A 25,399-nucleotide genomic window follows, 5' to 3' on the forward strand; every position below is an offset into this window, starting at 1 on the left:
TAATTGGAGTATTAAAATGATTAAAGGTCTAGTAATTACACCGCCTACACTTGGGCGTATCAGTATTGGGAGAGTCGTGGAAAAGAATGGCAAACGACTACCTGAGAAAGATGACCAGTTCACTATTACCTCTCAAATCCAAAATAAAGACGGATGGATAAAGCATCCACTAGATGAGCAGCTACGAGCCAATGTACCAAATCAAAAGCTTCGCTCTATCCCAGTCCGTATGATCTTTAATGATCCTGATCTGAACTTACGTGCAGAGTACACCTTGTTTGACCGTCAGACTAGACGACCTGTTTGTGTGGGTGATGGGCAGACTTGTCAGAGGTTGACCAATCAAGGTGTGGAACAGCATCCATGTCCATCTCCTGATTTATGTCCATTGGCTCAAGGTGGGCACTGTAAGCCCTATGGGCGTTTGCATGTGAACTTAGATGAGTCGGATGAATTTGGCACCTTCATCTTTAGAACCACAGGCTTTAACAGCATTCGGACTTTGGCAGCTCGCTTGAGCTACTACCATGCAGCATCGAACGGCTTGCTTTCATGCTTGCCACTGCAACTGACGTTACGAGGTAAGAGTACAACACAAAGTTATCGTCAGCCTGTGTATTACGTGGATTTAACATTAAGAGAGGGTGTTGATTTACAGTCTGCGATTCACACAGCACGTGAGATTGATAAGCAAACTAAGCAGTCGGGATTTAATCAAGAGGCACTCGATCAGATGGCACGACAGGGCTTTGCTAATGCGAAGTTTGAAATGGATATAGAGGAAGGATTGGATGTAGTAGAGGAGTTTCATCAAAGAGAAGAGCAACAGCAGTCCGTTGTTCAAAATGAGTCTTTTGATATTCAACAGAGTTTAAAAGGTTCCGTGACTGCGTTGAATTGAATCGGACAGGGTAAATCCTTACGGGATTGCCGTATCTCATGAGCGAGTTGCTCGACATCATGAGATCGGAGTAAACACCATGAGTACATTTGTAGGACAAACATTCCAAATGAACCAACTGATTAGTATCAAGCAGGTCGTAGAGCTAGTTGGCGTTGGACGTTCCACCATCTATGAAATGATGGATGAGAATTCACCCTACTACGATCCGACTTTTCCAAAGAAAGTCAAAATTACCCAAAACCGTATCGGTTGGTCAGCTTATGAGATCCATCAATGGATTGAGAATAAGTTGGCGAGCCGTGAATAGAAAGGGGGCAAAGCTCCCTTATTTTTTTGTTTTTTAGTAGACTGAGGTCATTCTTTAGCCTAGGCCCTAAATATGAAAACAATAGATTATTACAACCAATATGCGGATGAATTTACATAAGCAACATTAAGCGTAGATATGGAAAGCTTGTACCAGCCTTTTTTAGCTGAGTTGTCTGAGTGTGGTTACATACTTGATGTTGGTTGTGAATCTGGGCGTGATACTTTAGCTTTTAAAATTAAAGCCTATAAAGTCGATGCAATCGATTACTCAGTAGAGCTTGTGGAAAGAGCAACCTTACTGACGGGTATTAAGGTGGGGTTGCAGAGCTTTTATGAGATTGATGAGCATGATGTATATGGAGGTGTATGGGCATGTGCCTCATTATTACATTGTGAGCATGGTCGATTAGCTAAGTAAATATGCTATTAAGCATGTTATCTCTTGATCGATGTACTCATCGGAAAAGGGCATAACTTTGTATTGGTAGATTCAAGCTGTAATTCTAAAAAAATTAATTTATTTGCATCAGATGAGTTTTTTGCATAAGTGTAAAGAACGAAATGAAGAACGGAATTTGATCATTGTGGAGCGGATTTCAGTCCTGATGTTTCTGACAGCCCAAGAGCGGTCACATAACGTGGCTGAGTGGGCTTATATTCAGGGTAAAGAGAGCAACTATTTAATGTGGAAAGGTTGAAAACAGGTTGATTGAGCAAAACAGTCTGGCTCCGACTAATTACTATTATCAAAGATATTTCGCTATAATGTTCAACCCATTAAATACAATCCATTATTTAATGGGTTTTGTGTTTTAAAATTTTGATTTTTAAAGGAAGCATTAATGACTAGTACCCAACAACGAGCAGCTCTTCAGCGCCAAATTTGGCAAATTGCCAACAAAGTTCGTGGGGCAGTGGATGGTTGGGACTTTAAGCAATATGTTCTAGGTGCGTTATTCTATCGTTTTATTTCTGAAAACTTTGCTCATTATATTTCGGGGGGGGATAAAGAGATTAGATATCATGAAATGCCTGATAGTGTTATTACCCTTGAAATTAAAGATGATGCAATAAAGACTAAAGGCTATTTTATTTTACCTAGTCAACTCTTTAGCAATGTCGTAAAGAGCGCCAATAATAATGAAAGCTTGAATACTGACTTGGCCAAAATTTTTTCAGCAATTGAAAGTTCTGCGAATGGTTATCCATCTGAGAAAGATATTAAAGGTTTATTTGCTGATTTCGATACTACTAGTAATCGTTTGGGTAATTCTGTTCCTGAGAAAAACAAACGATTAGCTGCTGTCCTGAAAGGTGTAGCAGAGTTAGATTTTGGTGATGATTTCCAAGATAGCCAAATTGATTTGTTTGGTGATGCTTATGAATTTTTGATCTCTAATTATGCTGCAAATGCAGGTAAATCAGGTGGTGAGTTCTTTACCCCTCAACATGTTTCAAAACTAATTGCACAGTTGGCAATGCATAATCAAACACATGTTAATAAAATTTATGACCCTGCATGTGGTTCAGGTTCTTTGCTTCTGCAAGCCAAGAAGCATTTTGATGCGCACATTATTGAAGATGGATTTTTTGGACAAGAGATCAATCATACGACATATAACTTAGCGCGTATGAATATGTTTTTGCACAATATTAATTACGATAAATTTAATATTCAACTTGGTGATACGCTACATCATCCACATTTTATTGATGACAAGCCATTTGATGCAATTGTATCGAATCCACCATATTCAGTGAAATGGATTGGTTCAGATGATCCAACCCTCATTAATGATGATCGTTTTGCAGCAGCTGGTGTGCTTGCACCAAAGTCTAAAGCTGACTTTGCATTTGTGTTACATGCATTAAGTTATCTATCTGCCAAAGGACGTGCAGCAATTGTTTGTTTCCCCGGTATTTTTTACCGTGGTGGTGCTGAGCAGAAAATTCGTCAATATTTGGTCGATAATAACTATGTTGAAACAGTAATTTCACTTGCACCGAACCTGTTTTATGGAACGACCATCGCTGTAAATATTTTGGTGTTGTCTAAGCATAAAACTGATATGTCTACTCAGTTTATAGATGCGAGTGGTTTATTTAAAAAAGAAACCAATAACAATATATTGACCGAAAAGCATATTGAACAAATCATGCAGGTATTTGATCGTAAAAATAATGTAGATCATTTTGCCCAGTCTGTTCCTTTTGAGAAGATCAAAGAAAATGACTATAACTTATCAGTTAGTAGTTATGTTGAAGCCAAAAATACTCGAGAAATTATCGATATTGTGCGACTTAATGCAGACCTTAAAACCACTGTAGCTAAAATTGATCAGTTTCGTAAGGATATTGATGCAATTGTGGAAGAGATTAAGGGTAAGGCATGAATTTTTTAGAAAAGCTATTGGGCGGTGCTGGCGTAGAGTGGAAGCCTTTAGGTGATGTTCTAGTGCGGACTAAGGGAACTAAAATCACAGCTGGACAAATGAAAGAGCTTAATAAACAAGATGCACCAATAAAAATTTTTGCAGGTGGGAGGACTATTGCATTTATTAATTATGATGATATCCCTGCTAAAGATATAAATACTGAGCCATCAATTATTGTTAAATCAAGAGGGAATATTGAATTTGAGTATTATGAGCAACCATTTTCACATAAAAATGAAATGTGGTCGTACCATTCGAATAAAGATGAGATTAGCGTAAAATACATTTATCACTTTCTGAAATTAAACGAAGCTTATTTTCAGAATATTGGTAGCAAGATGCAAATGCCACAAATAGCGATACCTGATACTGACAAGTTTTTGGTACCCATCCCATGCCCAGAAAGCCCCGAAAAATCTCTAAAAATTCAATCAGAAATTGTAAGAATTTTAGACGCATTTAGTGCCATGACCGCCGAGCTGACCGCCGAGCTGACCGCCGAGCTTAGCATGAGAAAAAAACAATACAACTATTATCGTGATCAGTTGTTGAGTTTTAAAAAGGATGATGTGGAATGGTTGACTTTAGAAGAAGTAGCTCTTGAATTTGGACGTGGGAAATCTAAACATCGTCCAAGAAATGATCCTAAATTGTATGGCGGAGATATACCATTTATTCAAACTGGTGATATTAGAAATGCATCACATATTATTGTTGATTACACTCAAACTTATAGTGATTTTGGACTGAAGCAGAGCAAACTTTGGCCAAAAGGAACTTTATGTATAACAATTGCTGCTAATATCGCTGAAACTTCCATATTAGGCTTTGATGCATGTTTTCCAGATAGCATTATCGGGTTTGTTGCAAATCCTAAGAAAACTAGCTCAAGCTATGTTGAGTACCTTCTATCGTCACTTAAAAGTAGTTTTGAAAAGAAAGGTAAGGAGAAAAGTAGCGCACAAAGTAATATTAATTTAGCTACATTTGAAAATTTAAAATTACCATTTCCTTCCCTTGATGAACAAACTCGTATTGTTTCAATTCTTGATAAGTTTGATGCATTAACAAATTCTATTACTGAAGGTTTACCTCGTGAAATAGAACTGCGTCAACAGCAGTATGAATATTATCGTGATTTGTTATTTAGTTTTCAGAAGCCTGAGGTGGGAGAAGTGTAAATGGTAAAGACACTACAACAAATCGCACAGCAGCTGAGTACACCTAAGACGGTTCAGAAAACTATCTCTGAAAAAACAAAGGTGGTACAAGAAACTAAGCCTGTTCCGAAGGTACAGCTGATATACGCTTTTAACGGTACAGGAAAAACACGCCTTTCGCGAGAATTCAAAGAGCTGCTCCCACCAACTATTAAAGATGAAGAAGCACAGCACTCGGGCTTAGCAAGTAAGAAAGTTCTTTATTACAGTGCATTTACAGAAGATTTGTTCTATTGGGATAATGATTTGGCATATGGTACTGAACCAAAACCCAAATTGTTAATCCACCCTAATTCATTCACTCGATGGGTATTGGAAGAGCAAGGTCAGGATCAGAACATCGCTACAAATTTTCAGCGTTATACTAACGACAAACTTACGCCCAGATTCAATGAAGAATACGAAATTGAACTCAAAGATGGTAAAAAGAAAACAATAAAAGCATTTACGCAGGTGACTTTTTCGCTAGAGAGTGGCGATGATGGACATACTGGAAATTTGAAAATTTCCAAAGGTGAGGAAAGTAACTTTATTTGGAGTGTATTTTACACGATGCTTGAACAGGCGATTTTCACACTAAACGATATTCAGCCTGACTACCCTGAACCAACTCCATTTGATAACCTTGAGTATGTATTCATTGATGATCCTGTTAGCTCTCTGGACGATAATCATTTGATCCAGTTGGCGGTGGACTTAGCGCAACTGATTAAATTAAATAAATCCGATGTCAAGTTCATTATTACAACTCATAACCCTCTATTCTTCAATGTACTTTGTAATGAATTTGGTAGTGATGATAAAACTGAGCAATATACATGGAAATCAAAATGGTTTAGCAAATTTCGATTGGAAAGAAACGGAGATGGCAGTTTTCAATTGGCAGAGCAACTAAATGACTCTCCGTTTTCATATCACTTGCACCTAATCTCACAGCTTGAGGAGGTCGTAAAAAGTGGACAAGTTGAAAAATATCACTTTAATTTACTAAGAAATATTCTAGAAAAGACAGCAACATTTCTTGGGTATAAAAGGTGGGAGCATCTTTTACCTGAAACGAGTGATGGCTTACCCAATCCATATGCAAAACGAATTGTGAACTTTTCAAGTCATTCAAAACATGCAGCTGAAGAAGTAGCTCCATTGAAGCCTGAAGAAAAGAAAATTTTGGAAGAGCTGATTAAACATATTGTCGAGCACTATCGATTTAGGCAGGAAAAAACACATGACTGAATACAGTCCTATCGCTGAATCAAACAACTTTATTATTTTAGATAAATACAGCCAAGATTGGCAGGTTGCAGACAGCTATCAAAGCGAAAGTGATTTAGAACGTGAACTCATTCAAGATTTGACTAATCAGGGCTATGATTTTTTATCTAATATAAAAAACGCCAAAGCTATGTTGAATAATGTACGAGAGCAGTTACAGTTACTCAATAATGTGCAATTTTTAGAGAGTGAATGGTCGCGTTTTGTTGAAACATATTTGGATAAACCAAGCGATAGTATCGTAGATAAAACTAGAAAAATTCATGATGACTATATTCATGATTTTGTTTTTGATGATGGTCGTATTCAAAACATCTATTTACTTGATAAAAAAAACATTGCTCGTAATAAAGTTCAAGTCATTAAACAGTTTGAGCAAAAAGGTAATCATGCCAACCGTTATGATGTCACCATTTTGGTTAATGGTTTGCCATTGGTACAAGTTGAATTGAAAAAGCGTGGCATGGCGATCCGTGAAGCATTTAATCAAGTGCATCGTTACAGCAAAGAGAGTTTCAATAGTGAAAACTCACTGTATAAATACTTACAGCTATTCGTTATTTCCAATGGGACAGATACTCGGTATTTTGCGAATACCACAGCACGTAATAAGAACAGTTTTGATTTTACGATGAACTGGGCGAAGTCAGATAACAGTCTCATTAAAGACCTAAAAGACTTTACTGCAACGTTTTTCCAAAAAAATACCTTACTCAATGTGTTGTTGAATTACTCCGTATTTGATGTAAGTGATACTTTGCTGGTCATGCGTCCTTATCAAATTGCGGCAACAGAACGTATTTTGTGGAAAGTTAAAAGCTCATTTGAAGCTAAGAGTTGGAGTCAAGCCTCAAGCGGTGGATTTATTTGGCATACCACTGGTTCAGGTAAAACCTTAACGAGTTTTAAAGCGGCTCGTTTAGCAACAGAACTTGATTTTATTGATAAGGTTTTTTTTGTAGTCGATCGTAAAGACCTTGATTATCAAACTATGAAGGAGTACCAACGTTTTTCTCCTGATAGTGTAAACGGGTCTGAAAGTACGGCTGGATTAAAGCGAAACTTGGATAAAGATGATAATAAAATTATCGTAACAACCATCCAAAAGCTAAATATCTTGATGAAAACTGAAAATGATTTGCCGATATACAATAAGCAAGTCATGTTTATATTTGATGAATGTCATCGTAGTCAGTTTGGTGAAGCACAGAAAAATTTAAAGAAAAAATTTAAAAAATTTTACCAATTTGGTTTTACTGGCACTCCGATTTTTCCAGAAAATACATTAGGTAATGAAACCACTGCTAGTGTATTTGGTACATACGACAAGGACAAGAATAGAGGAGCTTTGCATGCTTATGTCATCACTGATGCAATTCGTGATGAAAAAGTCCTCAAATTTAAAGTGGATTATAATGATGTACGTCCACAATTTAAAAATATAGAAAAAGAACAAGATGTCAAAAAACTAAGTGCTTATGAAAATAAACAAGCTTTATTGCATCCAGATCGCATACGTGAAATTAGTCACTACATCCTGACTAATTTCCGTCAGAAAACGCATCGTTTACAAATAGCCAGTAAAGGCTTTAATGCCATGTTTGCAGTGAGTAGCGTAGATGCTGCTAAGTTGTATTATGAATGCTTAAAAGAGTTACAAAAAAATAGTGATAAGCCTTTAAAGATAGCGACAATTTTTTCATTTTCAGCCAATGAAGAACAGGATGCCGTGGGGGATATTCAAGATGAAAGTTTTGATGTATCAGCTATGAATAGTAGTGCTAAAGAGTTTTTAAGTTCAGCAATTGCAGATTATAACTCAATATTTAAAACGAACTTTAGTGTTGAAACTAAGAGCTTCCAAAATTATTATCGTGATTTAGCAAAACAAGTCAAAGCTCGAGAAATTGATTTGCTGATTGTCGTTGGTATGTTCTTAACAGGTTTTGATGCACCAACTTTAAACACTTTATTTGTTGATAAAAATTTACGTTATCATGGTCTTATACAAGCATACTCACGAACTAACCGTATTTTTGATGCGACTAAAACATTTGGCAATATTGTAACTTTCCGTGATTTAGAACAGCCAACGATTGATGCTATACGATTATTTGGTGATCCAAATACGCAGAATATTGTTTTAGAGAAAAGCTATGAAGAATATATGGAAGGCTTCACCGATGTATTAACTGGAGAAGCAAGAAGAGGCTTTATAGAAGTAGTCAAAGAGTTGGAACAACGTTTCCCTAACCCCGATGAAATTTTTAAAGAGTCAGATAAAAAGGCGTTCGCTAAATTATTTGGTGAATACTTGCGAGTAGAAAACGTACTGCAAAACTATGATGAATATGCGAGTCTAAAAGAATTACAAACTGTTGATTTGAATGATGCTAGTGCCGTCGAAGAATTTAAAAATAAGCATTATTTAAGTGATGACGAGTTAGCACAGCTCACAGCGATTGATATGCCAGCTGAACGCAAAATCCAGGACTATCGCTCTAGTTATAATGATATACGTGATTGGTTGCGTAGGGAGAGATTAGCGGAGCAAAAAGAAGAGTCTACGATTGACTGGAACGATGTGGTTTTTGAAGTTGATCTATTAAAATCACAAGAAATCAATCTAGACTATATTTTAGAACTTATCTTTGAAAGTAATAAAAAGATCAGGGATAAAGTTGCTTTGGTTGATGATATGCGACGTGTGATTCGTTCAAGCTTGGAGAGCCGACCTAAAGAAGGTTTGATCGTTGATTTTATTAATCATACTGATTTAGATAAGATTGAAGATAAAGCTAGTGTTATGGATTCTTTTTACACTTTCGCTCAAATAGAACAACAGCGTGAGGTTCAGGAACTGATTCAGGATGAAAACTTGAATGAGGATGCCACTAAGCGATACATCATGGCTTCATTGAAGAGGGAATTTGCAAGTGAAAATGGTACTGAACTTAATGCCATTTTGCCTAAAATGAGTCCATTAAACCCACAATATTTAACTAAAAAACAAAATGTTTTCCAGAAAATTTCGATTCTAGTTGAGAAGTTTAAAGGTGTTGGCGGTAATTTAAAATAAAAATAAGATCTTTTAGCTAACTACCTTTGGCAACACAGGTAGTTAGCCTTATGGGTTAAATTGGGTAAAACAAGAAGTATTCAATATAGAAATATCAGACTAGTATATGTTGAGTTAAACTGCCACCACCCCACCAAAATTCTTTCCGAAGTAATCCGTCGGAATCTAAAAAAGCCTTTAAACTCAATGTTTAAAGGCTTTTTTATTGGCTGTATTGTCCGACCCTGTCCTAAGCTATTTGACCCCATATTTGCTCTTTGTGGGTAAATGTTGAGACAATTTGACCCACTAAATAAGTTTAATTATGTGGGACAAAGATATGTCGCTTACCGATGTGCTGTGTACAAAAGCACTACCGCAGGAAAAACAGTACCGCCTTTCTGATATTAATGGTCTGTCTTTACGAATCAATCCGAATGGCAAAAAAATATTGGTCTATCAGATACACGGAAAATGGACAAAGGAAGTCCAAAGCATTAGGTATCTATCCTGAGCTAAGTTTAAAGCGTGCAAGGGAGATCGCGCTTGATCTGAGATATAAACTCAAAAATACAACTGAGGTCGAGCAGGAGCAGCCTTATTTTAAGGAAGTCGCAGAGGATTGGTTCAATAATCAAAAAGAAACCTGGTCATCCAAACATATTAGTAATGTTCGAGCTTCCTTGGATGAGCTTTATATTGCTCTTGCTAATAAGTGTATTAATCAAATTCAGGCACCTGAGATTCTGCAGATTATTAAGAAGATTGAAGCTAGAGGCTCGCTTGAAATTGCAAAACGTACCTTATATCGTTGCGGCGTGGCCATGAAATATGCCATTGCGCATGGCTATCGTTATGATAATCCAGCAGGTGATCTGGTCTATGCCCTCAAGAACAAAAGAGTCAAAAACCTGGCTTCGCTTACAGCCTCTGAAATGCCTGAATTTTTAAGAAAGGTAAGAGCATACTCAAGTGATGCTCAAACACATCATGCCATTATTCTGATCATGCTGACAGGCGTTCGGGTTAGTAAGTTGCTACAAGCACGCTGGGAAGAATTTGATCTGGAAGAACGTAAGTGGGATATCCCTGAAGAGCGGATGAAGAACCGTCTTCCGCATCGTGTACCGTTGATGGACATGATGATTGCTGAGCTAAAGGCTTTGAGGCTTACTCATAATCAGGAACTGTTATTTCCACATCGTTTGAATAACAAAGAATCAATTTTTTAAACAGATTTCATTGTGGATTTTCTATCAGTTAACCCCCCACCATCTCTGTAGTTATAGCAGAGAAAATCAATAGTTTATCTATTCTTAGTTTGAGTTGAGGTAGAGAGGATCACTTTTAATCCTGTAGGCTGATGATGTTCGAATATAAGTGCATAACCATATTTACTCAGGATCATTTTCACCAAAGATAAGCCCAGCCCATGACCTTTTTCTTGTGCTGATTTACGCCAAAAACGTTGTCCTAAATATTGAATATCTTCTGCTAGCAGTTTGCTTCCATTGTCGCAGATCACCAAAGTCTGTCCTTGTAAGGCAAGCTGAATCTGATCGGCATCCGCATGCAGTAAGGCATTTTCCAGAATATTTTTGATCACGGTATACAGCGCAAATTCAGGTAAAGCCAGTTCGGTTAAACTGTGCCAATCGACCTGAACTTTGTTTTTGGCTTCAGGGTAAAGCGTGTCTAAATCGTGCAGAACTTTTTCCACCACAGGTTGCAGTGCAACCGATTCGGCAAAATCCTCAAGCGATTGATCGGTATTGGACAGCATCAGCAATTGTTCGAGTAACTCAGCATAACGACGAATACTTTGATTGGCGTGATCTAAATTCTGTTGCAGTTTTGCACTGCCATCGGCTTGTGCCATGAGCTGTGCCAATTGCACATGGGTTTTAATCGCAGTCAATGGACTACGCAATTCATGCGCAGCATAGGCACTAAACACTTTTTCATTTTCCAAACTTTGATGCAGTTTGTGTACCAACAATTTCGAGTTTTGCGCAAAGGGCTGTACCTCAGAGGGCATGGCTTTGGCATCTAAGTTTTTTAAATAATGCGTAGCATGATTGAGCGATAAATTCGGCTGACTTAAATAAGTCGAGATGTCATCTAAAGATTTAAATTCACGACGAATAATTAAAATAATTAAGCCGATACACAGCAATAAAGATAACATCAGCGGAATAAGCACAGATTGCAAAATTTGTTTCAGTAAGGATTCACGCAAGAACATTCGCTCTGCCGCCACCACTTGAATCTCACCGCGACGTAACACATAACTGCGCCACTGCGTTTCACCTTGTTGCCATGTGCTAAACCCTACGGCTTGTTGGCTTAAATTCGTCGGAGCACCTCGGGTTTTTGCCACCACATGCTGACCAACACTGACATCAGAGCTAAACAAAGACACTTCACAGGCAATCAATTGTTCTTGATCGGTGGGTTGCAGTTGTTGGCTGAGGGCACGCTCATCCAAACTTTGCATCGGTAATTGTTGGATCAGGCGAGCGACCATTTGTGCCGATGCCAATAAACGCTGATCCAAAGTATCTTGCAGGCGTTTTTGTAAGTCGATATACAGCCAAATAAACACCAAACTCCATAAACAGATCATCACAGCCAGTAAACTGCTGACTAAGCGCCATTTTAAGCTGTTCGGTTTTTGCATATGTTTACTCAGCAACTTTAAACAAATAGCCAACACCCCGTACCGTCTGAATATATTCAGCCCCGAGTTTTTGGCGTAAATGGTAAATATGCACATTCAGCGCATTGCTTTCGATACTGTCTTGATAGCCGTATAACTTATCCAGCAACACTTCATTTTTCAGCACTTGGTTGGGATGGCTCATCAGGGTTTCAAGCAGGCTATATTCGCGTCGTGCCAGTTGAATCAGTTGATTTTGATAGTGAACTTCTTGGGTGTCTTTATTCAGTTGGAGCGGACCAAATTGAATCAGATTGGATGAAAAACCACGATGACGGCGGGTTAGTGCATGAACTCGTGCAATCAGTTCATCCAGTTCAAAGGGTTTAGTCAAGTAATCATCTGCACCAACATTTAAAGCTTCAACACATTGATGAGTGTGTAAACGTGCGGTCAGCACCAACACAGGCAAATGGATGTGATCACTGCGCCATTTTCTGAGTAAGTCCAAACCATCTTGATCGGGGAGTCCTAAATCCAGCAAACACAAATCTACCGCACTGTGACGAATAAAATAATCTGCATCACGTGCATTGCTGACATGCTCCACCGAAATATTTAAAAAATCCAGGGTGGCACAAATACTTTCGGCAATATACGGATCATCTTCGACCAAAACGACAAACATAGCAGTTTCCTATCCTGAAGCTTGTATTTTATAAATGATTTACCCTGTTAATGCTCTCTTAATTTTAGCTTTCCTATCATAGGCGCAGATTTGAATATTTTAACTAGGACTATAATGCGAACTTGGTTATCTGGACTTTGTGGGGTGCTGACTGCATTGGCAGTACAAAATGCATCGGCTGAGTTTTTACCGCCCGATCAAGCCTTTGCGTTTCAGGCGGTCTCGACGGCTCAAGACCAAGCCACACTGACATGGAAAATTGCCGATGGGTACTATCTATACCACGATCAACTTAAAGTCATTGAAGGCGCAAAAAACCTGTCTTTAAATCTACCCAACCCACAACAAAAAGATGACCCAAATTTTGGCATCACTGCTGTGCATTATGGGCAGGTGCAAGCGACTGTGCCGATGCAACCGAATCAAAGTTATAAAATTGAATGGCAGGGCTGTGCCGAAAGTGGCTTGTGTTACCCGGTTCAGCGCACCACCATTCAAACTGATGCCGATGGTTTATTGCCTGCAAGCAACCTGAGTGCGCAGGGTGCAACGCAAAAGAAATTATTAGATGCAGTCACATCTGCACCCTTGTTAAATGCGCCAGCCCCTGTTGAGGCGCAAGCGAAAAAAGCCGAAACGGTCACGGTTGAATCTAAAGCCACTCAAGCAGACGCTGAAAATGATGCAAAAGATATCAATCCATCATCTGAACCGACTGCATTAACAGAACCTAGCGAAGCCAGTGCACCAGAGCAAGATGATGCCTTGATGATGCAGGCGAGTTCAGAACCCAATGCTACAACGAATGTTGAACAGCGCACGAATGCAACCGATTGGAACAATGACCAATACTTTTTTAATCTGCTCTCAACTGAAAATATTGCACTGAATCTCATCATCTTTTTAGGTTTGGGTGTATTGCTTGCGTTCCTACCGTGTTCCTTACCCTTGATTCCGATTTTATCTAGCATTTTGGTGCAACGTCATCGTGGCTATCGTGCGGGCATCGTTGCAGGCGTATTTGTTTTAGGTATGGCATTAGTCTACGCTTTAATGGGCTTGGCGGTAGCAGGACTGGGCTATAACTTCCAGCGTTGGTTGCAAAGTCCAGTCTTTATTGGGTTGTTTGCGGTGATGTTTGTGCTGTTTGCACTCAACTTATTTGGTGCATTCCAACTGTCTTTGCCGCAGGGTTTATTACAGCGTTTAGACCAATGGCAACAACGACAAAAAGGTGGAACCCTGTTCGGTTCGTTCATTATGGGGATTATCTCTGCGTTGATTGTCGGGCCATGTATGAGTGCGCCATTGGCAGGGGCATTGCTGTTTGTGGCGCAATTGCCTGAACCGTGGATGGGCGCAATTTACCTGTTTGTCCTTGGTTTGGGTGTGGGTTTACCGTTGTTGATTGCCTGTGTATTTGGTGCGCAGTACTTGCCAAAACCTGGCGTGTGGATGGATCGTCTGAAATTCACTTTTGGTTTTGTCATGCTGTTATTGGCGGTGTATTTCCTACGTCCCTTATTGCCAAGCGTGGTGTATCTGACGCTGATGGGATTTTTGTTCATCAGTATCACGCTTTATATTTTATGGAAGATTCGTCCGCATGTATCGCAAATGCCGACCCAATTGTTATTAATTGCCATGAGCTTAGGCACAGCAATCTCTGGTGGATGGCATTTTACTCAAGCATGGTCGCAACTGAATACCGCACAAGCCACAGCATTAGTGCCATGGCAAAAGGTGCGTACCCAAGCCGAGCTTGAACAAGCATTGGAGCAAATCAAAGGACAAGCGGTATTAATTGATGTGTATGCCGATTGGTGTGTGGCCTGTCAGCCGATTGAAAAAGAGGTGATTCCACGTGCCGATGTACAGGCAGGTTTAGCACATGTTGCTCGGATCAAGCTGGACTTAACCGAATATGAAGCCAGTCAGGATGTCGTGCTCAAAGAATGGCAAATTTTAGGGCCACCGACCATGATTTTCTTAGATGAACAGCATCAAGAACAGCGAAACATGCGTTTGACAGGCACCTTTAGCGCAGAACAATTGCTTAGCCGATTAAACCGAGGAGTACAGCCATGATCTCCAGTGAAGCACTGCATCTCGGGCCTTTGATGTTGCCGTGGAGACTGTTATTTTTATTCGTGGCTTTAATCATCACCGCCATGATTGGGCGCAAAGTCGGGCAACAGGCACAGTGGTCATCCGAGATTCAACAACGTTTCCAAGATTCGATCTGGAGCAGTGTCTGGATTGGCTTAGTGGGCGCACGTTTGGTCTTTATTGGGCTGAACTTGGAGTCTTATCTCGCATCGCCAATTGATATGCTGAAAATTCAAGACAAAGGTTTTGATTTGATTGGCGGTGTAGTAACAGGCGGTGCATGGTTTTGGTGGCGAAATTCAGCCATTGCAACAAAAGCCAAAGCAATTTTATTGCTGATCTTTGTCATGCTGTTGGGTACGGGATTCATCACGCAAAAATTACTGCATAAAGACACCCATTATCCGAGTTTAAGTTTTCCAAGTCTAAACCTTTCCAATCAAGATCAGTTGAACATTGTTCCTCTACAACAATTTCAAGGTCAGCCCACTGTTGTGAATTTATGGGCAAGTTGGTGTCCGCCGTGTCATCGTGAAATGCCGGTGTTACAACGTGCGCATGATCAGCATCCTAAGGTGCATTTTGTCATGCTCAATCAAGGCGAAGAGGTCGAAACCGTACGTGCTTATCTAACCAAAAATCAGTTCAGTTTTAAACATGTTCTGCTGGATGCGCAGGGTGAAATGCCACAAGCACTGAACAGTTTTGGTTTACCGACCACCTTATTTTTTAATGCACAAGGGCAGTTGGTTGAGCGTCATCAAGGCGAACTCAGTCAAGCCATGTTGCAACAATATCTCAAGAAAATTAACCCATAAATTCATCATAGGATATGCGTCATGAAGACTTTACTCAAAGCAAGTTTATTACTCGGGACCATGTTGACGGTGGCATGTAGTGTCAGTGCCAATCCCAATGCCATTAAAAAACAACTAGAAAAAGAAGGCTTTGAATTTGTGAAACAAATTCCTGCACCTGAAGGTTTAACTGGGTGGGTCGGGCATGAAGATCAATATTCCAATACCGTTTTTATTTCCAATGATGGCAAGTATTACATTAAGGGTGAACTGTTTGATGCCAAAGGGAATAATCTGTCGAGTACACAAATTGAAACCCATATGAAAAAAGCCATTTTGGATGATGTCTGGAAAACACTGGAAAGCTCAACGTGGATTCAGGACGGTAAAAAGGATGCGCCACGTATTGTTTATGTGTTCTCTGATCCGAACTGTCCATATTGTTATAAGTTTTGGCAAAGTGCCCGTCCTTGGGTCGAGGCAGGCAAGGTGCAACTACGCCATATTCAAGTCGGCATTATTCGTGAAGAAAGTCGAGGACAAGTGGCAACACTGTTAATGTCTAAAAATCCTGAAGCGGTATTTAATGATATTAATGTCAATCGGGGTAAAAAACGTTTGAAACAAGCGGAAAAAATTCCTGCTGAAATTGCAGAGAAAATTGATTTTAACCAAAGTTTGATGGGCAAATATGGCTTCTTCTCGACCCCGTCGATGGCTTGGCGTGACAGCAAAGGTAATTTCCAATCGGCTCAAGGCATGCCAGGGGACTTAAAAGAAGTCTTTGAGAAATAAGCGTGATCGACAATCACAAAGCCAACACAAAAGTGGCATAACGGCCATGCTAAGCTGTTGATCATCAAGGTGAAACAAGGAAGATGAATGTCAAACTTACAAGATCCACGTGTTTTGTTTGCGCTTGAGCGTACGGCACTGGCATGGAACCGCAGTGGTTTGGCACTCATTGCATTTGGCTTTGTGATTGAAAAATCGAATTTATTGGTGCAGTTGGTCAATCCTGAGCAATATCACAACAAAATTGTCTATGGTCAGTGGCTTGGAATTGCTGTGATTGTGTTTGGGATGTTGGTGAATTTTGCTTCGATTTTGCAATATCGGCGTGGACTTCGCTCATTAACCGAACAGGAATTTATAGACGGTTATCAGACCCAACATCCAGTTTGGCTGAATTTATTTACCATGCTGACGGGTATTCTATTGATGATTTCGTTCTGGATTCATTAAATCTTTCAAGCAAGATGAGATGCGGACTTATTGTTGACAGTACAGTTGATACAGGGTCTGCATAAGCGTAAGAACTTTAGGATCAGCAACCTGATAGAAAATCTGTTTACCTTCACGACGGGTACTCACCATATTGCTTTTACGCAGTACGGTCAGTTGTTGCGAGAGGGTGGGTTGATGAATATCAGTGCAATCCTCAATTTGTTGCACATTGAGTTCACCATCCACTAAAACACAGAGAATTTTTAGACGGTCAGGATTGGACAAGACTTTTAAACAGTCAGTCACTCGGTCTACTTCTGAAAAATCAATTTGAGCCTGACTAACTACAGTATTCATTACAGTATCCTTCAATCCGATATATTGAAAATCAGTTACAGAATAATATCACAGAGGGCTTGATTAATATTTATTATTATATATTATAAAAAAATATATTGTAAAGAAGTAAACTCGCTATGCATGACTTTCTGATTGCTTTTCTAGGCGGCTTGATGCTCGGCATTTCGGTCGTAGGTTATCTTTATGTGCATGGTCGCATTGCAGGCATCAGTGGATTGATCGGACAAGTACTGAATCCACATACGGTGTTTAAAACACCTGCGATCTGGTTTTTATCGGGGCTAATTATCACGCCATTTATTTATGGTCTGTTTATACAGCCTGAAATTGAACTGAATGCAAGCCCACTCATGATGATTATTGCAGGTTTGCTGGTTGGTTTTGGTACTCGACTGGGTTCAGGTTGTACTAGTGGTCATGGGATCTGCGGAATGAGCCGCTTATCAAAACGCTCTATTTTCGCAACTATCACCTTCATGTTTGCAGGTTTTGTTACTGTTTATCTTGTTCGTCACGTAACCGGAGCATTTTAAAATGAAAAATATTCTAGCTTTTATTTTTGGTGCTCTTTTTTCTGTCGGATTGATGGTTTCAGGCATGTCGAATCCTGAAAAAGTTCTCGACTTCCTGGATCTGTTTGGTGATTGGGATGCCAGTCTGGCTTTTGTCATGATGGGTGCAATTGCCGTGGCATTTATTCCATTTCAAAAAGCGGTACGCAGCCCAGCGCCTAAAACCATTTTTAATGAACCGATTGATTTGCCTCTTAATCAGAAAATTGATCCGAAACTGATTTCCGGCAGTCTATTGTTTGGTATCGGATGGGGGATTGCCGGTGTATGTCCAGCACCTAGTTTCACTCTGATCGGTTTGGGTCATTATCAGATCCTGTATTTCATAATAGCAATGTTTGTGGGTGTGTGGATTCACCGTAAATGGGCAGGAGCTTAAATATGTCAAATGTACCTGTAGTAAAAGATTTCTTTCACGAAGATACCAATACTTTTAGTTATGTTGTGCGTGATCCTGCAACTACAGCCTGTGCCATTATCGACAGTGTTTTAGATTTTGATGCAGCATCAGCCAGCACATCAACCATTCATGCCGATAAAATCATTGCCTATATCAAAGAGCAAGGTTTAACTGTCGAATGGATTCTGGAAACACATGTCCATGCCGATCACTTGACGGCTGCACAGTATCTTAAAGCCGAGTTGGGTGGCAAGATTGCCATGAGCCATAAAATTGGCATTGTCCAAGAAACTTTTGGTGCTATTTATCATCTGGATATCAAACAATGGAATGCCCAGCAGTTGTTTGATTATTTATTTGAAGATCATGAGTCGTTCCAGATTGGAACCCTGAAAGCCTACAATATTCCTACTCCTGGACATACACCGGCCTGTCTAAGCTATGTCATTGGGAATGCTGTTTTTGTGGGGGATACGCTGTTTATGCCAGATTATGGGACAGCACGTTGTGATTTTCCGCGTGGCAGTGCAGAAGTACTTTTTGATTCAGTACAAAGTCTGTATCAGTTACCAGAAGATACCCGAGTCTTTTTATGTCATGACTATTTGCCTGAAACACGTGAGTCATATGTATGTGAAACTGATATCCAGACTCAGAAAACACAGAATATTCATATTCATGAGGGAGTCAGTAAAACTGAATTTGCGCAGATGCGAAATCAGCGGGATTCAGGACTCAATATGCCTAAACTGATTCTGCCCTCGATTCAGATCAATATGAAAGCAGGACAGTTTCCTGAGCCAGAACAAAATGGGGTTTCTTACCTCAAGCTTCCTCTTAACTACTTCAAATAAGCTTGCATCGTGATTAAGCAAAAAGTTTAACTTTTATTTAATCACTTTTATGTATAAGGGAGAGGGCGATGTGGGCATTAATACTTGAAGGGCTGGTCATCGGAGGGCTATTGGGTTTAACCGGTGCTGGTGGCGGCATCCTGGCTGTACCTGCACTAATGACAACCCAGGGTTGGACCGTGGCCCAGGCTGCGCCTATAGGATTGCTTGCAGTCACGCTGTCAGCCTTGGTCGGAACGTTCGAGGGTTTATTCAAGCGCATAGTGCGATATCGCGCTGCACTCTGGATCGCTCTTATCAGTATTCCTTCAGCACGTTACGGGGTGCAGCTGGCTGATATTGTTTCTCCAGTCTGGCTGAGCTTGGCTTTTAGTCTGGTGATGCTGATCGTGGCTTACCGGATATTTTTTAATAAAGTGACTGATCATGGCAATCCACCCTGCAAGGTCAATCAAACCACCGGTCGTCTGATCTGGAATGTGAAAACTGCCTCCTTTCTGGCTGGTATTGGTGTAGTGGCAGGTTTATTAACGGGTCTGCTTGGCGTTGGGGGTGGTTTTGTCATTGTTCCAGCCCTGCGTAAATTCACCGATCTCGATATGCGCAGTATCGTGGCGACCTCTCTCATGATTATTTTCCTGATTGGTGGGGTCAGTATTTCTGCACACGTACTGGATGGCTTTCAATATCCTGTTCCGGTCACACTGGCCTTTGTCCTGGCCTGTATTGTCGGAATGTTAATTGGACGCAGTCTGATGCATCGGATTGACAGTAACAAGGTACAGAAAATATTTGCCACAACCGTAGTTGGGGTAGCCATGTATTTAATCTATTCAGCGCTCATGGGCTAAAACAGCCGATTGAGTACTTAAACTAAAGCGCTTTAATCTACCTGAGTATGGCCGAGGAAGAATGAAAATGATGAAAACTGCAGAGCAATTAATCCGGAATGCAAAAAGCCGGATTCAGGAAGTCAGCGTAAATGAATTGTTTGAGGCGATGCAAAACCATAAAACCATACTGATCGATGTTCGGGAACCGGATGAATTTCAGGCAGCAGCGATAGACCGGGCGGTGAATTATCCTCGTGGTGTTTTGGAAATGCGAATTCACCAGCATCCCTTAGCGAGTCATTATTGTGATACCCAGCAGGCACTGGAACATCTTAAAGATCAGCCGATTTATTTGATCTGTGGTACGGGTGGACGTTCAGCATTGGCAACCGATACCTTACAGAATATGGGTTTTAGCCAGGTCAAGTCGGTTCAGGGTGGTTATCAGGCCTGGCTGGAACAGGGCTATCCGGTAGAAAAATAAGCTATTGAATATATAAATTAATGCTGATTTCTTTATTTGAGGTGAAGCAATGAAATACAAAGAATTAACCCAGAACATTTCGGGCAGTTTAAGAACCTTAAGTCAGGATTCGCCTGATTTAATGAAAAGTTTTAACCAATTGTCACAGACTGCTATGCGTGATGGCGTGATTGATCCGAAAACCAAGGAGTTAATTGCCTTGGCGATTGGTGTGGCGGCACGTTGTGATGGTTGTATCAGTTTTCATGTCAGAACCTTAGTCAAAATGGGCATGACCCTACAGGAACTGGAAGAAGTTTTAGGCGTTGCCGTCTATATGGGTGGTGGACCTTCATTGATGTATGCCGCAAATGCCCTAGAGGCATTTAAAGAATTTTCCAGCTGATTGAATCGTTTAGCAAATGGAGGCTGAAATGAGTCAGCATTGGAATGAATTGTATGCCCAGACGCAAGATCTGTATGGCACAGCAGCAAATCTTTTCATTCAGGAAATTTCGGACAAAATCCGAATAGAGGGTAAAACACTGGCAATTGCTGAAGGTGAAGGACGGAATATCTTATACCTGGCTGAGCGGGCAAGACAGCAGGGTTACCCTTTTTCAGCGGAAGCCTGGGATTATTCTGATGTTGCTTTGAAGCATCTGTCCAGCAAGGCCGAAGCCCAAGGGATAAACATTGAACTTAAACATGTTGATTTAACAGCAGCTCAATGGCCATCCCAATGTTATCAAAATGTGATCTGTGTATTTGGTCATTTCGATACGGAAACACAAAAACAGGTTTTAGAAGGCATAAGAAAATCCTTGCTCAACGGTGGATGGTTTATCGGTGAGCTATATTCAAAGGAACAGATCGACTATAAAACCGGTGGTCCTTCAAATATCGAATATTTATACGATCCTCGTTGCATTCTAGAAGTCTTTGGACAGGACCACATCCATCACTTTTATGTCGGGGAGCAAGAAAGGCAGGAGGGAAAATTACATTGTGGTAAATGCCATGTTATTCAATTTGCGATACAAGTGAGGAAGTAGAGAATAAGTGAATTGTTAAATGTGAGAGGACGTTCAAAATTCTGTGTCTGAACTAATACATTTTAGATGCAATTGTGGGTGGCATCGAGTGCTAGGGATCAAGACACCGATCAAGCCGATTAAATGTCCAATACAACTTGATAAGGTTTAAATCCCTCCAGTACAGCTTCAGAAACCAACTGAATAAAAGCTTCTGTTTTTCCGTAAGCCATCCATTGATCCAAAGCCTCATAATAAGCCAATCGATTTTCAACTGTGATGACACAAGGTGGATAACCAGCTTTAAGCAATTCGAGGTTCATCAATAGACGTGATGTACGGCCATTGCCATCAATGAATGGATGGATACCTACAAAATCAGCATGTACTTTAGCTGCACGTTCAATGGGGTGAAGCTTATGTGCCTCTGAATTGTACCAATCAACTAACTGAGCCATCTTGTCATTTAATAATGTGTAATCAGGCGGGGTAGATGTAGCACCCGAGATCAATACATTTTGCTGGCGATAGCGTCCAGCATTGTCATCATCGATGTTTTTTAGAATGAGTTGATGGATATTGCGAATTTGCCATTCAGAAAATGGTTCTTCTTTTCGAATAATATCTTCAACGTAATAAATAGCGTTTCTATGGTTAATTGCCTCGAAGTGTTCTCTTAATGCCTTCCCACCGACAGTTATGCCTTCTAACACGACTTTTGTTTCTAGCAATGTAAGTGTATTGCCTTCAATTGCATTCGAATGATAGGTCCATCGTACAATAAGATCTTCTTGTAAATTTTTTACTATAGCTGGTGATAGGGGGCGATGCTGATCTAATTTATTTTTTAAATCATCAATAATTTCAAACATTACCTTGTCCCTGAATGTGTCTAAAAGAATGATACATCAAAAAAGAATATTGAAGAAATGATATGTTATATCATTCCTATTTATGGTGCTTTTAATATTGATATAATCAGTACATCATTTCAAATCCTGAATTAGGATTTGAACAAGATTTCTAAGTGATTCAATACACTAAATCTGATTTGGATCAAAATTTGGTCAATAAATTTCAAATTAGCAATATGAAAAAAGTAAATAATATTTATACGGTATTTTTTACGGTAAAGCTCAATGGACTTTTGTTTTTATCAATATAAAACAATATGATAGCAGCAGATTTCGGTGCGCGCTGAGCGCACCATTTCTTTTATGTTTTTCAAACAAAACATAGTCTGTCAATTAAAATATTTTTAGTAAATTTTTATCAAAATTTAATGATTAATCTGAATTGTTAATCTGAGTCGATTGCATCGTGAGATGCACCAATATTGACAAATTATAATATAATAATTCTCAAAATAAACATTAAAATGATAAATAAGTCACATAAAATTCCCATGACCTATCTTAAGTTTGAATTGCGGCATTGGTGTATAAATCACATAAATTATGAATAATTCAAATAAGAGGTACAACAATGTACGAAGAAAAAGTTCTGATCCAAAATCGAATTTCGTGGGCGAGTATTTTCACTGGCGTTATTGTTGTATTAGCTATTTCAATTTTATTCTCATTACTTGGTGTTGCATTAGGTTTTGCACTCCTAGATCCACAATCTACCACTGATATTACAAATGGCTCAGGGATAGCAGTAAGCGTTTTGACAATTATTTCATTGTTAGTATCGTTGGCTATTGGTGGATTTGTTGAAGGTTAATTGGCTCAAGCTGATGGTGCAATCCATGGCTTTATTGTCTGGTCACTTTCATTGCTGTTAGGTATCTGGTTTGGTGCAATGACCATTAGCGGCGCGGCAAAAATTACTGGTAGTGCGATTAGTTCAGTCAGTAGTGCTGCGGGTAGTGTAGTAACAGGAATTGGTCAAGGTGGCATTAATTTAACTCAGATCGGAGTTCAAGCATTTGAGGAGTTAGTTCCTTTACCAAAGCTCGAAAATAGTGATGAAAAGATGTCTGAAGCATTGCACAAAACTGGGATTGAGGAATTGCAACCCGAATTCTTAAAAGCGCAGGGTGAATGGGCAAAGGAGCAAATTAAGGTTGCCGCAAAAGAGTTGATGATTCATCCAGATAACAGTGATGCTATTATTCAAAAGTTATCAGAACAATTAAAAACTCGTGCACAATCTGTGACTGCTTCAATTAATAAGAATGAAGTCAGTGCTGCTTTAGCGAAAAATTCATCTCTAACTCCGCAAGAAGCGAATCAAGCTGTCAATAATTTCCTTATACAGCTGGATAAATTCTTTAATGATTTTGAGGCGAATATTCAATCTGCTAAATTAAAATATGCTGAATTAAAAGATCAAGCACGTGAAAAAGCAGCTAATGCGACTAAAGCTGCAAAAGCTGCTTTATGGTCATTCATTGGTTTATTGATTGGATTGATTGTGACGATTTTTGCTGGACGTTTCGGTGTAAATCATTCAAATAATCGTTCACGTTATTTGGCTTAATTCTGAGCTTAAATTTAGAAATAAAAGTTGACCCATTAGGGTCGACTTTTTTAATAAGGTTTTGTCTGTATTCGCGAAACCTATTCTTATCTATAAATAAAAAAGTTCAATTGTATTTTTTTAATACATTTGTTGAAAAGTGTTAAAGTGACTTCACAACACATATTGAAAGTATTAAATTAAAAATCACAGTAGGTTGTAAATATTCTACGCTACTGACGAGTTGGACGGATCAATGACAGTTAGTTGAGTTCAGTTGAACAATAAATCTAACACTAGCCTTCCAACATAAAGCCCGCGTAAAGAGGGCTTTTTCATATCGGAATTATGCTTTAAACATGACCTCAACATCATATTTTCGAAATTCACTGAGCAGTTCTTGAATGATCGATCCACCCGTTTGTTCTGAAGCATTGAGCAGGACTTCTTTATTTTCAAGGCTATCAAAGCATTCTATATGATTGATTTGCCATTGATGTTCTTGACCAGCTTGCTCAATGATAATACGTCGAGGCTGCAACGAGCCATCTGCTTGACGCGGAATAACATTGGTAATGGCGAGCTGGATTTTCTCCACCTGGTCATGGGCATGCAAGAAGGTGAGTACCCAATTTCCGACTTTTTTAAGATACATAGGATTATCTAAAGGATCAAATTCTAGAATTTGGCTGAGTTTAGACATAAGGCACCTATTTATACCGTTGTTGTATGATCGTATTAATATATTTATGACAAAGATGTTCTACTTCGCCTTAGTCTAATAGCGGATGAGGTGGGCAGTGTTGAATGAATAAAAATAATAAAAAATATTTGATTATCATGTGATTATATTATTTTAATTATTGGTGTAAATTTTAGTTTAATCGTTTAAAAGTATTAAAAAAAATAGTTAATTTCTCACTTTGAGCTTTAGGTTCAAAGTGAGAGTCTTGAAATATTGCTTAAAGCGTATCAATTAAAGTTTTTTCTAAGGCTTTTTTCAAATAGGGATCCAAGTCTTCTTGTCTTAGTAACCATGAAACATAATCACTTGGAAGATCTACAATGGCTGTCCCACGATGTTTACCGAAGTTAATTGTACGTGGAATACGTGCATCTTCAGATACTTCATAGAGTTCTTCAATGTTTTGAATACCCAAATGATGAATAATGTGCATTAAGATATTTGCAGTCAAAATAATATCTGCGTCAGCTCGATGGGCACCTTTTAACATCTCTCTGGCTTTGCTACTGCCTTTACTAATCATATAAATTAAAGCAGAAATGTTGTGTGCTTCTGCATGAGGCCAAACTAGTCGAGAAAGAGCGAGTGTACAGATGGCTTTAATATGACTTGTTTCAACGCCGCATTGCTGAATAGCTCGAATATCATAATCAATATTATGACCAATAATATACGTCGTTTCTTGAGGTAACTCGAAAGTTCCGAAGTTGGGTTGATCTACTAAATCGCTTTCAAGAATATGATGAACCGCCATTGCAGCATAGGAAATTTTTTCGTCACCAATGCTATATAGTTGGTCAAAGATTTGTTCGCGATCAAGACTTAATTTGCCTTGTTCAATCTGAATAGGAGCATATGCAATTTCTATGGGCAAACCATTTAATGTATGGGTTTCAGTATCCAAGATAATGACTTGCATGCAAATGTCCAAGTAAATGATAAAGATGTAATTAATTTAACATTTTCAAATCTGAGCTCACAGTAATAAAGTCAATGA

25 protein-coding genes and 3 pseudogenes are annotated in these 25,399 nt (G+C 39.2%); 22 read left to right on the forward strand and 6 right to left on the reverse strand.

Translation table 11 applies throughout. The annotated features are described in order from the left end of the window. Positions 1 to 16: 16 nt before the first annotated feature. From BMW42_RS00890 to BMW42_RS00930, 9 genes and pseudogenes are all read left to right on the forward strand, one after another. The gene (locus tag BMW42_RS00890; RefSeq protein ID WP_092766046.1) at positions 17 to 901 is read left to right on the forward strand and encodes a recombination directionality factor; all 885 of its coding nucleotides are present in this window, start codon (positions 17 to 19) and stop codon (positions 899 to 901) included. A 79-nt stretch (positions 902 to 980) separates the two neighbouring features. Beyond that, the gene (locus BMW42_RS00895) at positions 981 to 1,211 is read left to right on the forward strand and encodes a helix-turn-helix transcriptional regulator (RefSeq protein WP_092766047.1); all 231 of its coding nucleotides are present in this window, start codon (positions 981 to 983) and stop codon (positions 1,209 to 1,211) included. 72 nt (positions 1,212 to 1,283) lie between these two features. Further along, positions 1,284 to 1,628 (forward strand): annotated as a pseudogene (locus BMW42_RS00900) (SAM-dependent methyltransferase); the annotation flags it as partial. Between the two features lie 51 nt (positions 1,629 to 1,679). After that, positions 1,680 to 1,911, forward strand: a pseudogene (locus BMW42_RS14815) (HNH endonuclease); the annotation flags it as partial. 144 nt (positions 1,912 to 2,055) lie between these two features. After that, a complete protein-coding gene (locus BMW42_RS00910; protein ID WP_092766048.1) occupies positions 2,056 to 3,606 on the forward strand; it encodes a type I restriction-modification system subunit M in 1,551 nt (516 codons plus the stop codon). Next, positions 3,603 to 4,829 carry a restriction endonuclease subunit S gene (locus BMW42_RS00915; protein WP_092766049.1) on the forward strand — a complete coding sequence of 409 codons (1,227 nt, stop codon included), beginning with the start codon at positions 3,603 to 3,605 and terminating at the stop codon, positions 4,827 to 4,829. Before BMW42_RS00910 ends, BMW42_RS00915 begins: the two co-directional genes overlap by 4 nt. Beyond that, positions 4,830 to 6,101, forward strand: a complete 1,272-nt coding sequence (locus tag BMW42_RS00920; RefSeq protein ID WP_092766050.1) for an AAA family ATPase — start codon at positions 4,830 to 4,832, stop codon at positions 6,099 to 6,101. Beyond that, the gene (locus tag BMW42_RS00925) at positions 6,094 to 9,219 is read left to right on the forward strand and encodes an HsdR family type I site-specific deoxyribonuclease (protein WP_092766051.1); all 3,126 of its coding nucleotides are present in this window, start codon (positions 6,094 to 6,096) and stop codon (positions 9,217 to 9,219) included. The genes BMW42_RS00920 and BMW42_RS00925 overlap by 8 nt, the downstream gene beginning before the upstream one ends. A 319-nt stretch (positions 9,220 to 9,538) precedes the next feature. Then, positions 9,539 to 10,418, forward strand: a pseudogene (locus BMW42_RS00930) (tyrosine-type recombinase/integrase); the annotation flags it as partial. Between the two features lie 86 nt (positions 10,419 to 10,504). Here BMW42_RS00930 and BMW42_RS00935 read toward each other — a convergent pair. Together BMW42_RS00935 and BMW42_RS00940 are read right to left on the reverse strand one after the other, a co-directional pair. Beyond that, a complete protein-coding gene (locus tag BMW42_RS00935) occupies positions 10,505 to 11,878 on the reverse strand; it encodes a sensor histidine kinase (RefSeq protein ID WP_092766052.1) in 1,374 nt (457 codons plus the stop codon). Positions 11,879 to 11,882: 4 nt separating this feature from the next. Then, on the reverse strand, positions 11,883 to 12,545 hold the full coding sequence (locus BMW42_RS00940) for a response regulator (protein ID WP_092766053.1): 663 nt from the start codon (positions 12,543 to 12,545) through the stop codon (positions 11,883 to 11,885). 114 nt (positions 12,546 to 12,659) lie between these two features. On the opposite strand from BMW42_RS00940, the gene dsbD reads away from it, so the two are divergent. From dsbD to BMW42_RS00960, 4 genes are all read left to right on the forward strand, one after another. Beyond that, the gene (dsbD, locus tag BMW42_RS00945) at positions 12,660 to 14,633 is read left to right on the forward strand and encodes a protein-disulfide reductase DsbD (protein ID WP_092766054.1); all 1,974 of its coding nucleotides are present in this window, start codon (positions 12,660 to 12,662) and stop codon (positions 14,631 to 14,633) included. Further along, a complete protein-coding gene (locus BMW42_RS00950; RefSeq protein ID WP_092766055.1) occupies positions 14,630 to 15,472 on the forward strand; it encodes a prolipoprotein diacylglyceryl transferase family protein in 843 nt (280 codons plus the stop codon). Before dsbD ends, BMW42_RS00950 begins: the two co-directional genes overlap by 4 nt. A 21-nt stretch (positions 15,473 to 15,493) precedes the next feature. Then, entirely contained in the window at positions 15,494 to 16,246 is a 753-nt protein-coding gene (gene dsbG, locus BMW42_RS00955; RefSeq protein WP_092766056.1) for a thiol:disulfide interchange protein DsbG, read from the forward strand. 87 nt (positions 16,247 to 16,333) lie between these two features. After that, positions 16,334 to 16,696, forward strand: coding sequence for a YidH family protein (locus tag BMW42_RS00960; protein ID WP_092766057.1), 363 nt, complete (start codon positions 16,334 to 16,336; stop codon positions 16,694 to 16,696). Positions 16,697 to 16,723: 27 nt separating this feature from the next. Here BMW42_RS00960 and BMW42_RS00965 read toward each other — a convergent pair whose 3' ends face one another. Next, positions 16,724 to 17,035, reverse strand: coding sequence for an ArsR/SmtB family transcription factor (locus BMW42_RS00965; RefSeq protein ID WP_092766058.1), 312 nt, complete (start codon positions 17,033 to 17,035; stop codon positions 16,724 to 16,726). A gap of 119 nt (positions 17,036 to 17,154) precedes the next feature. Here BMW42_RS00965 and BMW42_RS00970 point away from each other — a divergent pair, with 119 nt between their 5' ends. The 7 genes from BMW42_RS00970 (at position 17,155) to BMW42_RS01000 (ending at position 21,215) form a co-directional block, all read left to right on the forward strand. Beyond that, positions 17,155 to 17,571, forward strand: a complete 417-nt coding sequence (locus BMW42_RS00970) for a YeeE/YedE family protein (protein ID WP_092766059.1) — start codon at positions 17,155 to 17,157, stop codon at positions 17,569 to 17,571. 1 nt (position 17,572) lies between these two features. After that, the gene (locus BMW42_RS00975) at positions 17,573 to 17,989 is read left to right on the forward strand and encodes a DUF6691 family protein (RefSeq protein ID WP_092766060.1); all 417 of its coding nucleotides are present in this window, start codon (positions 17,573 to 17,575) and stop codon (positions 17,987 to 17,989) included. 2 nt (positions 17,990 to 17,991) lie between these two features. After that, positions 17,992 to 18,864 carry an MBL fold metallo-hydrolase gene (locus BMW42_RS00980; protein WP_092766061.1) on the forward strand — a complete coding sequence of 291 codons (873 nt, stop codon included), beginning with the start codon at positions 17,992 to 17,994 and terminating at the stop codon, positions 18,862 to 18,864. Between the two features lie 68 nt (positions 18,865 to 18,932). Beyond that, positions 18,933 to 19,715, forward strand: a complete 783-nt coding sequence (locus tag BMW42_RS00985; RefSeq protein WP_092766062.1) for a sulfite exporter TauE/SafE family protein — start codon at positions 18,933 to 18,935, stop codon at positions 19,713 to 19,715. A 70-nt stretch (positions 19,716 to 19,785) separates the two neighbouring features. Continuing rightward, a complete protein-coding gene (locus BMW42_RS00990; RefSeq protein ID WP_092766258.1) occupies positions 19,786 to 20,181 on the forward strand; it encodes a rhodanese-like domain-containing protein in 396 nt (131 codons plus the stop codon). A gap of 49 nt (positions 20,182 to 20,230) precedes the next feature. After that, positions 20,231 to 20,566: a carboxymuconolactone decarboxylase family protein gene (locus BMW42_RS00995; protein WP_092766063.1), complete on the forward strand. Its 336-nt coding sequence runs from the start codon at positions 20,231 to 20,233 to the stop codon at positions 20,564 to 20,566. Between the two features lie 28 nt (positions 20,567 to 20,594). Then, positions 20,595 to 21,215: a class I SAM-dependent methyltransferase gene (locus tag BMW42_RS01000; protein ID WP_092766064.1), complete on the forward strand. Its 621-nt coding sequence runs from the start codon at positions 20,595 to 20,597 to the stop codon at positions 21,213 to 21,215. 119 nt (positions 21,216 to 21,334) lie between these two features. Here the strand turns inward: BMW42_RS01000 and BMW42_RS01005 are convergent, their stop codons facing one another. Further along, positions 21,335 to 22,066: a Fic family protein gene (locus BMW42_RS01005; RefSeq protein ID WP_092766065.1), complete on the reverse strand. Its 732-nt coding sequence runs from the start codon at positions 22,064 to 22,066 to the stop codon at positions 21,335 to 21,337. 613 nt (positions 22,067 to 22,679) lie between these two features. On the opposite strand from BMW42_RS01005, the gene BMW42_RS14820 reads away from it, so the two are divergent. After that, entirely contained in the window at positions 22,680 to 22,919 is a 240-nt protein-coding gene (locus BMW42_RS14820) for a hypothetical protein (RefSeq protein ID WP_228143064.1), read from the forward strand. Next, positions 22,920 to 23,678, forward strand: coding sequence for a hypothetical protein (locus BMW42_RS01010; RefSeq protein WP_228143065.1), 759 nt, complete (start codon positions 22,920 to 22,922; stop codon positions 23,676 to 23,678). A gap of 325 nt (positions 23,679 to 24,003) precedes the next feature. Here the strand turns inward: BMW42_RS01010 and BMW42_RS01015 are convergent, their stop codons facing one another. Together BMW42_RS01015 and BMW42_RS01020 are read right to left on the reverse strand one after the other, a co-directional pair. After that, positions 24,004 to 24,360 carry a hypothetical protein gene (locus BMW42_RS01015; RefSeq protein ID WP_092766066.1) on the reverse strand — a complete coding sequence of 119 codons (357 nt, stop codon included), beginning with the start codon at positions 24,358 to 24,360 and terminating at the stop codon, positions 24,004 to 24,006. A gap of 259 nt (positions 24,361 to 24,619) precedes the next feature. After that, on the reverse strand, positions 24,620 to 25,321 hold the full coding sequence (locus BMW42_RS01020; protein WP_092766067.1) for a putative quorum-sensing-regulated virulence factor: 702 nt from the start codon (positions 25,319 to 25,321) through the stop codon (positions 24,620 to 24,622). Positions 25,322 to 25,399: the final 78 nt, after the last annotated feature.

Origin of the sequence: Acinetobacter sp. DSM 11652, assembly GCF_900109815.1 — a bacterium.
Taxonomy (GTDB): Bacteria; Pseudomonadota; Gammaproteobacteria; order Pseudomonadales; family Moraxellaceae; genus Acinetobacter.

What these genes read in the sequence shown, in the direction of transcription:
- BMW42_RS00890 (WP_092766046.1), top strand. Translation starts at nt 17, where the DNA reads ATGATTAAAGGTCTAGTAATTACACCGCCTACACTTGGGCGTATCAGT.
- BMW42_RS00895 (WP_092766047.1), top strand. Translation starts at nt 981, where the DNA reads ATGAGTACATTTGTAGGACAAACATTCCAAATGAACCAACTGATTAGT.
- BMW42_RS00910 (WP_092766048.1), top strand. Translation starts at nt 2,056, where the DNA reads ATGACTAGTACCCAACAACGAGCAGCTCTTCAGCGCCAAATTTGGCAA.
- BMW42_RS00915 (WP_092766049.1), top strand. Translation starts at nt 3,603, where the DNA reads ATGAATTTTTTAGAAAAGCTATTGGGCGGTGCTGGCGTAGAGTGGAAG.
- BMW42_RS00920 (WP_092766050.1), top strand. Translation starts at nt 4,830, where the DNA reads ATGGTAAAGACACTACAACAAATCGCACAGCAGCTGAGTACACCTAAG.
- BMW42_RS00925 (WP_092766051.1), top strand. Translation starts at nt 6,094, where the DNA reads ATGACTGAATACAGTCCTATCGCTGAATCAAACAACTTTATTATTTTA.
- BMW42_RS00935 (WP_092766052.1), bottom strand. Translation starts at nt 11,878, where the DNA reads ATGCAAAAACCGAACAGCTTAAAATGGCGCTTAGTCAGCAGTTTACTG.
- BMW42_RS00940 (WP_092766053.1), bottom strand. Translation starts at nt 12,545, where the DNA reads ATGTTTGTCGTTTTGGTCGAAGATGATCCGTATATTGCCGAAAGTATT.
- dsbD (WP_092766054.1), top strand. Translation starts at nt 12,660, where the DNA reads ATGCGAACTTGGTTATCTGGACTTTGTGGGGTGCTGACTGCATTGGCA.
- BMW42_RS00950 (WP_092766055.1), top strand. Translation starts at nt 14,630, where the DNA reads ATGATCTCCAGTGAAGCACTGCATCTCGGGCCTTTGATGTTGCCGTGG.
- dsbG (WP_092766056.1), top strand. Translation starts at nt 15,494, where the DNA reads ATGAAGACTTTACTCAAAGCAAGTTTATTACTCGGGACCATGTTGACG.
- BMW42_RS00960 (WP_092766057.1), top strand. Translation starts at nt 16,334, where the DNA reads ATGTCAAACTTACAAGATCCACGTGTTTTGTTTGCGCTTGAGCGTACG.
- BMW42_RS00965 (WP_092766058.1), bottom strand. Translation starts at nt 17,035, where the DNA reads ATGAATACTGTAGTTAGTCAGGCTCAAATTGATTTTTCAGAAGTAGAC.
- BMW42_RS00970 (WP_092766059.1), top strand. Translation starts at nt 17,155, where the DNA reads ATGCATGACTTTCTGATTGCTTTTCTAGGCGGCTTGATGCTCGGCATT.
- BMW42_RS00975 (WP_092766060.1), top strand. Translation starts at nt 17,573, where the DNA reads ATGAAAAATATTCTAGCTTTTATTTTTGGTGCTCTTTTTTCTGTCGGA.
- BMW42_RS00980 (WP_092766061.1), top strand. Translation starts at nt 17,992, where the DNA reads ATGTCAAATGTACCTGTAGTAAAAGATTTCTTTCACGAAGATACCAAT.
- BMW42_RS00985 (WP_092766062.1), top strand. Translation starts at nt 18,933, where the DNA reads ATGTGGGCATTAATACTTGAAGGGCTGGTCATCGGAGGGCTATTGGGT.
- BMW42_RS00990 (WP_092766258.1), top strand. Translation starts at nt 19,786, where the DNA reads ATGAAAACTGCAGAGCAATTAATCCGGAATGCAAAAAGCCGGATTCAG.
- BMW42_RS00995 (WP_092766063.1), top strand. Translation starts at nt 20,231, where the DNA reads ATGAAATACAAAGAATTAACCCAGAACATTTCGGGCAGTTTAAGAACC.
- BMW42_RS01000 (WP_092766064.1), top strand. Translation starts at nt 20,595, where the DNA reads ATGAGTCAGCATTGGAATGAATTGTATGCCCAGACGCAAGATCTGTAT.
- BMW42_RS01005 (WP_092766065.1), bottom strand. Translation starts at nt 22,066, where the DNA reads ATGTTTGAAATTATTGATGATTTAAAAAATAAATTAGATCAGCATCGC.
- BMW42_RS14820 (WP_228143064.1), top strand. Translation starts at nt 22,680, where the DNA reads ATGTACGAAGAAAAAGTTCTGATCCAAAATCGAATTTCGTGGGCGAGT.
- BMW42_RS01015 (WP_092766066.1), bottom strand. Translation starts at nt 24,360, where the DNA reads ATGTCTAAACTCAGCCAAATTCTAGAATTTGATCCTTTAGATAATCCT.
- BMW42_RS01020 (WP_092766067.1), bottom strand. Translation starts at nt 25,321, where the DNA reads ATGCAAGTCATTATCTTGGATACTGAAACCCATACATTAAATGGTTTG.